At 42.2% G+C, this 13,358-nt stretch carries 7 protein-coding genes; 1 reads left to right on the top strand and 6 read right to left on the bottom strand.

Features of this window, described 5'->3' with window-relative positions; genetic code table 11:
- Positions 1–140 precede the first annotated feature (140 nt).
- Positions 141–2,057, bottom strand: a complete 1,917-nt coding sequence (locus NSQ66_RS17440) for a right-handed parallel beta-helix repeat-containing protein (RefSeq protein WP_076194926.1) — start codon at positions 2,055–2,057, stop codon at positions 141–143.
- A 120-nt stretch (positions 2,058–2,177) separates the two neighbouring features.
- On the opposite strand from NSQ66_RS17440, the gene NSQ66_RS17435 reads away from it, so the two are divergent.
- Positions 2,178–2,957, top strand: a complete 780-nt coding sequence (locus NSQ66_RS17435; protein WP_339279325.1) for an AraC family transcriptional regulator — start codon at positions 2,178–2,180, stop codon at positions 2,955–2,957.
- Between the two features lie 75 nt (positions 2,958–3,032).
- Here the strand turns inward: NSQ66_RS17435 and NSQ66_RS17430 are convergent, their stop codons facing one another.
- From NSQ66_RS17430 to NSQ66_RS17410, 5 genes are all read right to left on the bottom strand, one after another.
- Complete coding sequence (locus NSQ66_RS17430; RefSeq protein ID WP_339279323.1) at positions 3,033–8,876, bottom strand: bacterial Ig-like domain-containing protein; 5,844 nt, start codon at positions 8,874–8,876, stop codon at positions 3,033–3,035.
- A gap of 837 nt (positions 8,877–9,713) precedes the next feature.
- Positions 9,714–10,721 (bottom strand): alpha/beta hydrolase, encoded by a 1,008-nt coding sequence (locus NSQ66_RS17425; protein ID WP_036688171.1) that lies wholly within the window; start codon positions 10,719–10,721, stop codon positions 9,714–9,716.
- The gene (locus tag NSQ66_RS17420) at positions 10,705–11,382 is read right to left on the bottom strand and encodes an N-acetyltransferase (protein WP_076106184.1); all 678 of its coding nucleotides are present in this window, start codon (positions 11,380–11,382) and stop codon (positions 10,705–10,707) included. The genes NSQ66_RS17425 and NSQ66_RS17420 overlap by 17 nt, the downstream gene beginning before the upstream one ends.
- Positions 11,379–12,167 (bottom strand): MerR family transcriptional regulator, encoded by a 789-nt coding sequence (locus NSQ66_RS17415; protein WP_076141907.1) that lies wholly within the window; start codon positions 12,165–12,167, stop codon positions 11,379–11,381. The genes NSQ66_RS17420 and NSQ66_RS17415 overlap by 4 nt, the downstream gene beginning before the upstream one ends.
- A 467-nt stretch (positions 12,168–12,634) precedes the next feature.
- Positions 12,635–13,282, bottom strand: coding sequence for a transcriptional regulator (locus NSQ66_RS17410; RefSeq protein ID WP_076106179.1), 648 nt, complete (start codon positions 13,280–13,282; stop codon positions 12,635–12,637).
- Between the last annotated feature and the right edge of the window lie 76 nt (positions 13,283–13,358).

Here is a 13,358-nt window from a genome sequence, read left to right as displayed (position 1 = left end):
ATTTAAAGCAGGAGAGATTGTTGAATATCAAATCATAATAGAACAAAACGAAGTATCTATTCAAAAGATTAAGGCCAATAAGTAGCAGACTCAATGATTGCAATGAAAAAAGCAGGTGGACTAGCCACCTGCTTTACCGATCACCACACTTTAATATAATTTTTGCCCTTATTCAAAAGTGTAAGAGGTCCTAAAGTGCTTTTATTCTCTTTCTTGTTATCCAGAAAATCTGTATCCAGGATTATATTGCTGCCATCCGGATTCTCAAACTCGGCATCCACGATGCGCACCCGCGGCAAAGTTTCAGTTGAATGTACTTCACCTAAGAAGTTAACGAAGCTATCAGGCAGATCAATGGAAAGGAATCCCTCATCTCCTTGATCTACAATAAAGAAGTCTGGATCAAAGCTTTCCTCAACCAGCTTTACATTCTCTTTTTCGAAAGGCTCTGCACTGTTTAAGTAAGCGTTGTTATTAATGAACATAGGCTGTTCAACGAGTTCAAACTCCTCAAGATCACCGTGTAACTTATGGACATTCTCGATATACTCCGCCAAAGAGGTGGTGTAGTGATTGAAATGTGATGTTCCCACGCCTGTCCATCCGTCTTTTCCAACAATGATATTGTTATAGAACCGATCGTCCCCACCATAAATAAGTGAGAAACCGGCAATTTTTGTACTATGCGGAAGATGATATTGCGTGGACCGGTTTAGTACCTTTCGATGAACCATCCTGCCGCCGATCAGATTGTTGATATAGGCTCCACCTTGGGCTACATTCTCTAAAGCATGTTTAGCTGTCAAGATATTATGGTCAACAATGTAAGGGCCATGGCTTACTTCTATAAACAAATCCCGATGATTTTGATAGAACAGATTTTTGCTGATTCTTGTCCCTTGGGTCTGCCAATCCAGCCATAAACCTAAAGTACAATCGTGAATCCGGTTATGGTGGATGTGAGTATCGATCGGTGCGTGAAGCTTGATCCCGGCAATTTCGTGGCCCCAGAATTCCCGTTTTGTCGCAATGTTGTAAATATGGTTATGATGAATTTCGCTGAAAATACAACCTAAGTGGCCGACGATGGCATTTTGGCCGCAATCATAAATGGTATTATGGCGGATAAGATGTGAACCGATCGATTCTTTGCTCCAGCCCTGACGCTCAGCAGTAAAGACGGATTCAAGCTGATATTGATATCCGGGTTTGTCTTTTCGAAGGGTACGGTAATTATGGCCTGTGGAAGCTTCTTTGCCGATACTGATAGCGCTGCATTTGGCATCGTGAATGATATTATTTTCAATAATCCAGCCTTTGCTCCAGTTAGTGCCTAGCAGTCCGGGCTGGTCTGCCGTTGGAGGTGCCCAAGGTGTTGCCGCATGCGCCATTTCAAAACCTTTTACAGTAATATAATCAATTCCGGTTTCTTCAGGGTAGAAACAAGATCTGCGTACATTGATTTCTACCAGTTCTTTGTTCGGGTTGGCACCTTGGAAATTAGCGTAAATCGTGGTGTGGTCAGGGCTTACTTCGGCAAACCAAACGTAGGTCGTCTGTTTTGGATTTTGGACCGGAACCATCTCTTGTGTCCAGAGATCCTTGAACTCCAGCTTTTCGACAGGAGCTGCCAGTTGATCATACTGACTGACCTCATAAAAAGACATGCCATTTAGATATACATCCCCTAAGTGTCTTGTCTCCTCTATAGTGACGAGCCAATCGCCAGACACTTCCTCAACATACGGATTAAAGCTGCCAAAAAACGTGTTCGGCAAGATCACTTTCCATATTTGGTTCTCAACCTGCTGCCAATCTTGTATATGCTCAGAGCCTTTTATGACAACCTGTTCGTCTTCAGCGGCTTGATAAATAATTCTTCTTTGTTCGCTTAATCCTTTGTATCTCGGTTTTACCCACTCACGATATATCCCTTCATGAACGATAACCTTATCCCCAGCCACAGCTACTGAAGCCGCTTTATTGATGGTTAAAAAGGGATTATGTTGAGTGCCTTGACCTTGATCTGAACCAGTTTTTGATACGTGATATTCCATTGTCCTATAACCTCCGCTTGGTTGACTTTATCCAATATTATAGGAACTAACGTTGTTAGTTCTATACTTTATATAGTACACTTTAAGACAAAATTAGTGTTTTCGTGAAGGAGAATCTACTTGTGGCCCTTTTTTGAAAAACATGGTGTCGGCGAAAAAGATTACTTTAAACTCATTCCATTGAAAAACTATCATTTTCCACTTCATTTTCATCGGGCATTTGAGATTATTTATGTCAACGACGGGCAGTTATCTATCACCATTGATGGGAAAAGCTATCAGGTACAGAAAAATGATCTTGTTTTTATTTTTCCTAATCAGATGCATGAATTTGAGACGATTGATTTTTCGGAGATTATGGTAATCCTCTTCTCCACAGAATTGATAGGTGATTTTCACATGAATTATAAAAGCTTTATACCAAATGATAATGTTCTCCATGCTGTGAATGAACCTGATTGTACAAAGCTGGATTCAATTTATAGCCAGAAAAGTTTCCTGTATGGTGTATGCGCGCAGTTGATCTGTCAGACATCATTTGCTCCGGTCAAACAGTCCCCGCAAACAAAGGTGCTCTATAAAATCCTGCTTTTTGTAGAACAAAATTATTCTGCCGATTGCACATTAAAAGCTGTAGCAAAACATCTGCAATATGATTACCCGTATTTATCAAAGCTATTTGTCCAGCTGATGAAAATGCCCTTCACAGATTACTTGAATCACTATCGGATCTCACAAGCATGTTATATATTAAAAAACTCGAATCTGACTATTGGTGAAGTTGCCAACCTTTGCGGCTATAGTAACTTACGGTCATTTCATCGGAATTTCCAGAAAATCACCCATCAATCGCCGAAAGGGTATCGGGTTTCCAATCCTCCTGATAAGGAAATGAACTAGAAGACTTAAAGGGGGGAGGGAAGAGGATAAAAAGAACTCCAAAACCACGAGTATAGTGGTCTTGGAGTTCTTTTTTTATTTTTGCATCATAATTCTGTAAATCAGCATGGCGGCTTCGGCACGTGTGGAATGGGCAGTTGGTGTAAGCTGCTGCTGAGAGTCTCCTTTAATGAGACCTGCTGATACCAGCGTTGCAATATCATTTGCCGCATAATTAGAAATTTGATTATAGTCAGTGTAGCTGTCTAATGCAGAGGGGGAGGAAGCGGTCGTATTCGATTCCCATACCTCAGCAGCCTTCAATGCCCTAGCTGCCATAACAAACATTTCTTGTCTGGAGATGGAGTCATGAGGGTGGTAAAGGCCGTCGGTTTGGCCCGTAACGACCCCTAATTTCTGAGCTGTCATAAGTCCCTCATAAAAATAATCGTTAGGTGACACATCAGCAAAGCTATTTCCTTCTGCTGCAGATAGACCTAAAGCTCTAACCAATAAAAGTGCGAAATCTGCACGTGTAACAGTCTGGTCGGGCCTAAACTCTGTTTCTGTTACACCATTAATGACACCTTTTGATGTTAGTACTTCTACAATAAACTTCGCCCAATGAGAATCAGATATGTCCCTGAACGTTTTGTGATTGTAAACGGCGGCGTATTGTCCAGATAAATTTGTTGTTGAGAAAATAGCTTGCTTCTTATCTGAATCATAATTCCCGCCTACTACCGGTTGGATGACTCCGTGCTCATTGACGTTCCACACTACAATAAAGGCGTTGTTCAATGGAGGTACAGCTGCTGGATAAGGAAGCCCAATTTGTATGGCCGAATTTAAACTCTCTAATTGAACTGTTGTACCATCCAAAAGTAACTCGTAATCAATAAGCAAACTTTCACCCAATTGCTTCTTTAAACTTCCTGTTGTATCGACAGGCTTGAGGAGCAAGGTAACCGTCTTCACATTGTCCAGTGTCTTCGCCGGGAATAGATTATCCGGAAGTACAAAGGTAGCTAGTGATGTATTGATCTCCAGCTGCAATGTGGATGCTCCAACAAGAAATGCTGCAGCAGGGAGAGTGACTTCAAATGAGCCAACATTTGACGATTGTTCCTCTGCGAGCTGAATTCTTAGGATTTTGTGGCCTGCGGAATTAGGTTTGGCTAAAGCCATAATCTTTTGTAAGGAAGATTCAGTCAATATTGCGCTAGCTTTTTCTCCATTCATAGTAGTAGGTATCTCAATCCTTACGCTACCGTCCAAATGGAGTATAGTAGTGGCCGAATCTCCAACCGATGATCCGGAACTGCCTGAGCTCGCGGCAGCCGTCGGACTTGGAGAAGCGGTCGGACTCGGAGAAACAGTCGGACTCGGTGAGGCCGTCGGACTTGGAGAAGCCGTTGGGCTCGGAGAAACAGTCGGACTCGGAGAAGCCGTCGGACTTGGAGAAGCCGTCGGACTTGGAGAAGCGGTCGGACTCGGAGAAGCCGTCGGACTTGGTTCCGGTCCATCCAAAGGAATGAACTTCAAGAAATCGCCCCAGATTATATTCCCGTCAGCATCCCGAGAGTAATTGACTACAGGATTTAAGCTGACAAAGTTAGAATCGCTCAGTTCTAAACCTGATTTATTCGCCGATCGCGTACCGTCAAACATGAAATTATTGTCCGCAGCTAAAGAAGCTGGATATTGGTCTTTTGCAATGTTGGCAGTTCGGTAAGATAAGAAACCGTCAATCGTAAAGTCTGCAGTAATGTGATCATAAGTGGTGAAGCTTATATTACCACGCGTATTGTTAAATCCGATGTTGTTGATGGCGATCACACCTGGATTACTATTGCTTGTAAAACCATAAGCGCCATTACCAAAGGCGATGGAATCGCGGATGGTATGTGTGACATGAATGCCTTCGCCACCAAGCTTGAAGCCATTTTTATCACCGGCACCTATGGTTCCGTCTGTTAAGAACCCATTGTTGAAGGCGGCGCTGTGCTCAATCAGCACTGAACCTATTGCACCTGAGCCTGCTTTCGTATATAAGTCCCAGCCATCGTCGATATTGTTATGCGCCAGACAACCTCTAAAAATATTACCAACACCCGCAGTCAATTTTGCCGCAAAGCCATCGGCATTATTGTCGGATGGATCACGGTTGTCGAAGGAGGTACTGTTGAGAATTAAGTTGTAGGAAGGCCATTCATTGATTTCTATCGCGGTACCATCAGTTCGGCTGATTTGTAGACCAGTGTCACCATTCGCATAGAAACGGCTATTTTCAACGATGTTATAATTGCCTCCCACTGTAAAGCCCTTGGTATTCCCAGCTGAGCGAGTGAAATCAAGTCCCTTCACATGCCAATAGTTTCCGCTCAAGAGAACACCTTCTGTTTTTTTGTCAAAATCAAAGATAGGTCTTGCTCCTGGTGCTGCTTCTATATACTTTTTGGCGGAGGCTTTGCCATCATTGTACTTTTTAATCTCAAGTGGTGATTTCCGCACATAACGACCCTCAAGCACAATAATATGCTGACCTGGTTTAACGAAATCAATCGCAGTATCGATATCAAGTGGGAGATTGATTGTTCCATCTCCGGAGCTTGATCCGGTGGGGGATACGTAGATCTCATCATCTTCGTTATAACTTTTTAGGGTGACGGTAAAGTTGCTGATGATCTTCTCATAAGAGGTCAAATACTGAGTATCATCTGGTAAAAAAGTAATGCTGAAGTTCGTATCTCCTTGATCAAGAAGTCTCGTGGGAATAGAAAGACGTTTACCAGCTATTGCCTCGATATCCTGAGCGATGATCGTAGAACCTTGCTTCAACGTCACCGTTCCGTTGACATTAGAGCGCACAATCATTTGGTAAGCTGGATCTGAGGTTTTACTTAGTGAAAGTATATTTAAGCTAGGTGTGACGGGAGTCGCAGGTGGTTCTATTTTAGGAGAATCTGTAGCTGCTGAAGTGACTGTTAATTGAATATTGCTTACATTAATTGTGGCTAAACGAGCAGCATAGAATCCGACATACATTTTTGAATCCTGTACGCTTAGAATGTCTGGTGTGAAATGAATAGCTTGTTGGCCATTATTGAGCTGTCCTGTAAAACCACTATTCGTCTTTGCTAAGGTTAAATGGTAAGGTGCTGCTGGAACAGTATTGGCAGGTGCAGGACGTTCTTTTTGAAGCATGATGGTTTGAATCCCTTTACTGCCAGTCCCATCCGTTTTTTCAACTCCCGTACGGACAAAAAGCTGTGTGCCCAGATCGCTTTTCGTCCCGCCGCTATAACCACCGATGGCAGCTATATTGGATGCAAAGACGCTAGAATTTCCTTGTGTGCCGATGACGTCACGTGCCATAATGCCAAAAGATTCTTGCCCGTCATATGGATTTTTTGCAAAAGCCAACACTTGGATATCCGCAGACAGCACGAAATTATCTTCCGCAGCATCTAGCTCGGTGTAATAGAAGGTAATGCCGTCATGATCTTCGGTGACTTTACCGCCGCCTTCCAAAGCGATCAGTTGGGCGGATCCATCCTCGTTGACAATCGTCTGATTGTTAGCAGCTGAAGTGGACTGACCGAATTGAATGCTTTTCCAAACGGGATCCATCTTTTCTTTTACTGTAACGGAATACGTAATGGGCATAATAGAAGAATCGGTAGGGAGTATGCCAATTTCATACACTCCAGCTGCCTGATTGTTGAACTTGGAAGTGTCGAGCGTATAGCTGTTTAGCTTCTCTCTATCTGAATTATCATACACTTTGGATACGAAGAGATCTTTGCTGTCAAAGTTTTCGTTAATAAAAAAGGTAGTTTTAGGATAGCTGGTGACTTCGATGCCAAGTAGTTTTTTAACGTTGACCTTAACTTGAAAAGAGGTTGTTAAGCCTTTATGCGTAATTGTGATTTTTTTATCCCCAGATGTCGTGGTGTCGAGAAGAGAGACCTTGTATTCATTGTTCAACAGCCGAATCTGTGTACCATCACTGTAATGAGCATAAACCACAAGTCCTTCTAGTTTGAGGGAGTCACCGATATAGTAGAGTGTTTGTTTAGGTTCATTTCGAATTTCTAAAGCGGATAACGTCGCTGCTTTTACTTCCACGTTAAAGGTCGTTGTGATTGCCGGCGCCTCTGTTGAAGTAACGGATACCGCTGTGGAGCCTGATTGCGTAAATAGATACGGTAATAAATCGCTGATCGGTTGTCCGTTAATGGAGAGGGAATAAAGATCACTTGTCAGTTCTTTGGTCAGGAAGCCGTCGTTATAATTGGCAACAAGAACAAGACCTTCTGGATCGAAGGTATCCCCTGGGTAATATACGGTTTTAGCTGGATAATACTTCACTGATAATGAGGTCATAGATAATGGAACGATTTGCAAAGGAATGCTCACGAAAGCACCGTTGTAGTTAATGGTTATGATATTTTCTCCAACCTTGCTGCTATCAAAGCCTGTAATAATATAATCCGTAGAAGATAAAACGGCCTCGCTCTCATCAGAAAAAATAGCCTTAACGACTAATCCAGTCAAATCAAGGGGTTCACCAACCAGATAAGTGGTTTTCGTCATTGCGCTCGTATCAGCGGTTAAGCTGGTTACGATTTTGGATTCAAGCTGGATGTCTATGTCACTGAAAGTAACAGTTGCATCTCTAGCTACATAAATTCCGGCAAAAAGAGTATCTGTGAACGTATCGTCCAGTGTTATGATTTCGGTCTGATCACCCACACTTAATCGATAAGTATCTCCTGTTTTTTTAATACTTAGCGAATATACAGCTCCTGCGGACGGAGCCTGGATATCGCTAAAAGGATTTAACTTCACTTGGGTGTCTTTTTTATAAAAACCTTTCATTACCTGATCCAAAGCACCCACCGCCGCATAGTTAGAAGTGGTTGTGCTTGTATCTCCGTTCGTCCCAATACTGTCGCGGAGCATAAGACCGAAGGATTTCTGGTTAGGTGTGCTGACAGTGCTATTGCTATTAAAAGCAATCACTGAAGCGGTCGCTTTCAGTTCAAAGTTCGCTTCCACAGGAATCTCTTTCGAATAAAAAGATAATCCCTCATCGCTGCTGGAGATTTTGCCGCCGTAAGTCGTCATCGTTACAGAGGTTGGACTTTCAATTATAGGTTCGGGGTTCTTTGCTGGGCTAGTATTGCCTCCGAAGGCGCTGAAGCCCCAAGGTCCTAGCTCGATTTGACCTTCTTGACTGAATTGAATATTACGGAACGTAACCGTAGTATTTCTAGCGGTGTAAAGGCCCGCATATTGAATGGAGCCGTCAAAGCTTTCGATCGTTTTGGTTTCATTGCCGATGCGGACAATATACAGATTTCCGGTCTTTTTGATGCTTAATTCGTAATTCTCTCCTTGGGCAGGGCGATTAACGTTATCAAACACGTACCCAAGTTTCTGTAGGCTTGTATTTTGCAATTTGTGAAACGCTTTCATTTCTTGATCCAAAGCACCCACGCCGACGTAATCTCCAGAGTAGGCTCCGAATTGGTTATCCCACACATTGCCGCGCAGCATTATTCCGAAGGAAACTTGGTTATTGGCTGTCCAAGCATCCACGTGAGCCGTTGCCTTCAACTCAAAATTAACACTTGGATCAACCTCTTTAAAGTAATAAGCGATACCTTCCGTGCTGCCCGATACTTTGCCTCTATCGTTCGAGCTTCGCAGTGTAGCTGATCCATCCGTGTTCTCCGTAATGCCAAAGTTGGCTGCAGTAATCTTGTCTTGCCCCCCAACATCACCAAATACGCTGCCTTGCCATTCACTTTGAATGTTAATCATTCCTTCATAAGGATCAGGTGCTTCCTCTGCAAACATCGATAACGGAAAAGAGGAGCACAAAAGCAGGAAGGTTACGAGCATGGCTAACAAACGTTGTTGTTTTCTCAATGATTAAAACCTCTCCTTATATGATCGATTTTGACCAAAGCTAAGCTTGATCATCCGAAATTATACGTTATCACTAAAGCGTACAGCTATAATCAATACGCCATATAACGCTGTTTATGCAGTAGGAGAGGGAGAATCTGAGTTAATGACACCCGGTTTATGCCTTTGCTTCTGCTACTTATGTGGAGTTTTCGGAGCTTGGTGTTGGTGGTTAGCACGCTGGCGTGGTGGTTACGGGCGCCGAAACTGCCGATAAGTACGTTCGCAGTGGAAGTCCGTGACCTTTTGAGCCCAAATTACTTCCGCGGTTGTCGTTACGGACCCTAATGCAGCTATTTCTGCTAATTCGCTCATTTTCCCTGAGTTTCGGACTGCATAGCTCTTAATGAGCTGAAAAAGTGGATCAGAGCAGTGTTTTTGAGTAAATAGCTGCAACGGAGTCCGATAGCGTGGCGAAAACGAGGAAATTCAGCAAATAAGGGCTATACGGTCCGAACGTAGGGAGTGCATTGGTGATAGTCGTAGGTATTCTATAAGATACGTAGATTCTGGGGAAATCAAAGCCAAAATACGGGCTTGGCTGTGGGTAATTCCTTCCGCGGTTGCCGTTACGGACCGTAATGCAGCTATTTCAGCTAATTCGCTCATTTTCCCTGAGTTTCGGACTGTATAGCTCTTATTGAGCTGAAAAAGTGTATCTGAGGGGTGCTTTTGAGTAAATAGCTGCAACTGAGTCCGATAGCGTGGTGAAATCGAAGATAATTGGCAAATAGGGGCTATACGGTCCGAACGTAGGGAGTTCAACTGGCGAGAGTGTATTAATGGATGGCAAACAGATTAAAACTGGCTTACAAAGTGAACCAAATCATCTAAATATTGCTCAACAACAATATGTCGTGGGAAAAAGACTGCGGTCAAATATGTTCTTAATGGTGATGAGGCATTCTTTTTTGAGAGCATAGAGTGATCAGCATCAGGAAGATAGAAGACGGAGAGTAGGTTTTTAGGAATTTTTTCACGGTAAATACGTTCGGTTTCCTCAACATCTACATTTATATCTTGCCCGCCAAGAACTAAGTGGACAGGAGTAGTGAAGTTTTTTAAATCCTCACTCGCATCTGACTGATAATTTTTAGAGAAAAAACCCCATTTTTCTTTGGAAATTAAATCGTCCGATTGTGCAATTCGCAAGTAACTTTCATATGACGCCTGTTCCTTAAGTAGCAGTAGGATTTGCGCGTTATAATCTTCTCTCTTTTTTATTTCCTTTTCCGAAAAACCTTCTAAAATCATCTCTTGTCTGGTATTGTATTGTCCTTGAGAAATCCATTGAATGGCGGGGGATACAAGAATACTGAAGGCGAGATCAGGCACTTTTTTAACAATCTTGGGAATCACCCAGCCCGCCTGACTTGCTCCCCACAAACCAATAGCTTGAGCATCAATCATAGGTAAGGCTTTAGCCCAGTTAATCGCATATATAGTTTCTTGTGCTCTATCCTCCATGCTTTGCTCTAGCCAGTTCCCTGAGGAACCCCCAATACCTGGTTTGTTAAGAGATAAGGAAGCATATCCGGCAGAGGCGAGCTTTTCCCACAAAGGTTTATATCCATCATCGTAAGTATCATTAACTGGGCCATCCCCATGAACAAAAACTACCAGTCCGACGGTTCCAGAGTAGCTTTCGGGCAGAACTAAGGTTCCTGTTAGTTGACCTTGAGGCGTATCAATTTCAATTTTTTGCTCAGTCATTGAGAAAGAATGTTGCTGTAGTACGAACAAGACCGCTGCAATTAACAACGAAATGGTAATCATCCAGACAGTTAGCTTAATTTTCTTTTTCATTCATTGATCCCCCAGATTGTAGCGATGTTTTTCTTGTCATGTAATGCCAAATAGGCTCTTTAAAAAGTAAATGTCTTACCGCGCTATAGTTAGATTTATGGATCTCAAAGTTCAACTGCTGGTACATATTAATGGCTCGTTTATTCTTGTTAGCAACATGTAGCGTTAATTTTTCAACCTCAGAATGACTGTTTACAAAATCCGCCGCCCAACCCAGCAACTCTTTGCCAATTCCCTTATTACGGTGACTGGACCGAACAGCCAAATGAGCCACATAACACTCTTTTGCTCTAGGTTGATAATCCAAAAAATATAACCCAAGGATTAACTTACAAACATTTAAGTATCCAAATTTCTTGAATAGCTGCAAAAAGGGAGCCCGATTCAGTGGTTTAATTGATCCTTTTTTAAGGGAGAGCGTATCCTGCCATTTTAAGTAGATAGTGCCAACCACTTCTCCGTTTTCATAAGCGATTATTTGTTTAGATGATAAGGAAGAAGAATCTTGTTCCCAAAGTCTTATAAGTAGATCAGCAATTTCATTGTCCTCGAGAGAGAGGAGAGAGTGAAATTTCCCGTGAAATGCATCTACCAATAGCCTGCTTACAGCCTCACGATCTTGTTCCTGGTAATGGGCGATGATAACCTCGTTTGTACTCATTTAGTGGTATCATCTAAGGCATGCTCGATTTGAATTTGAAGCTCATAATGAAGCTTGTCGTTGTTAAACATGGATAGGTACGATTTCTCCAGAATGATGATTGGTCCCAATACCATGTAGTGATGCCCATTTAAAAAGTGTTCCAGCTTGGCAATTTCATGATCTACATCCTGATCGTCAGCTACAAAAAATGCTTTATAGAGATAGCACCCTTTTTCTAAAAAAATGTCAGGGGCGGGAGTGGTTTCAATGGTTTCAAAGCATAAGGTTACTTGTTCAGAATCGTATACATAATGCAAATCTGTTTCAAATAAATGATGGTTCTGCGGTCTTTTTTCATATAAACTTCGTGCAGTTAGTGTTTCGTTATCCTCTAGCACCAACCACTTTTTCAGATAACGATTGTCCACATGTTTAATTTGATAATCCCCCTCCATGTTGCCATAATCTGCATGTTCTTTTAGTACCTTTTGTATAAATTGTTGCAGCATTATTAATTGGTTTATTTCTGAGTTGATTTTGTTTAGCGATTTCTCTAACAGCTGTTGGTAGTCATTCGTTGCGGATTTATTCATACTTTGGTTAATGGTACTGACAGGGATGTTTAATTTGCGGAGCAACAGGATATGTGCCAATTGATAGATCTCATCGATGCCGTACATCCGGTACTGATTATTGTCTATATAGGATGGAAACAGGATTTCTTTTTCTTCAAAATATCGAATCTGGTGGATAGATACATTCATAAGTTTTGATAGTTCTCCAATTGTAAGGTACGGATTCAAGGGCGGTGCTCCTAACTGTAAGTTATTTGATAAAATAACTATAAACCTTAGGTCAGACCTAAGGTCAAGCGTCGATTAAAATACGGGATAAGCAGAGCACTTTTTTTCTAAATAATGATTAGTAATAGTAATGGGTGGTATTGAAAAAGACTTAGATTTTGGAAGGACAATGCGGGGGTGCAACGGATTAGATTCATGATCATTTTTTTGTATGAGCCTTGCTGGTATGACCTTAGAGTTGCCATTACGGACCGTAATGCAGCTATTCGTACATTTCCGCTCGTATTCCAAAAGTTAGGGACTGCATAGCTCTTATTAGCTGCAAATCGACTCAAAATGGGGTGGTTATGAGCATATAGTTGCAACTGAGTCCGATAGCGTGGCGAAAACGAAGATAATTGGGAAATAAGAGCTATACGGTCCGAACGTAACTTTGTTAATCAAACCAAACTAATCAAATCAAATCATCACATTCTAAGCTGATAGGTTCGATTGCGTTCTTTTCCACCAACGATCTCTAGTAGCTGCTGTTCAACTAACTCATGTAAAACACGTCGGGCATGACGATTAGTGACTCTAAGATGATGGGTGAGTTCAACAGGTGTGAAAGGACGCAGAAGACGTCTTGCGAAACGAAGTGTTTCAGCTTCTAACCATGTTAATGAAGAGGGCACGTCTGAAGCCATGAATTTGCCGATGAATGCGAGTACTAGTTGTTGACATAGCTGAGGCTCGTCCGTGATTGAGGGATAGGCGATGGATAGGAAGGTCCAACCGTCTAGCGATAATAAGGAATGGCGTCTACATAAATCTTTGAATCGTCGTACATCAAGATCTCTAGCATGCGGACCGTAGCCTTGAATCTCAATTCCGCCCTTTGCTCCACCTGGCATATAGGCCAGATCAAGATAACGATAACCATTGTTGAAATCGCGCACTTCCCATTCCGGGAACAAGTAGTTGAAGTTTCCTACAGCAGGAAACCATACCGCACGTAGAAATTCGACTGTTCCATAGCCCAACCCTTTTGCAAGAAGCTCCTGTCTGCGGGGATTGTTCTCCTTATCCAAGTTGATCTGTAACCATTCCTCTAGTTGCTGTTCGAATCTGAACATTTTGTGTATCCTCCTTAAGTAATTTTTTTTGAAAAAAGAAAAAGCCGCTCCCATACAATTCCTCCTGAGCTTACCC

It is taken from the genome of Paenibacillus sp. FSL H3-0329, assembly GCF_037963285.1.
Taxonomy (GTDB): Bacteria; Bacillota; Bacilli; order Paenibacillales; family Paenibacillaceae; genus Paenibacillus_AQ; species Paenibacillus_AQ odorifer.
Note: the sequence above shows the minus strand (reverse complement) of the source record. Positions and strands in the feature narration are given on the sequence as shown.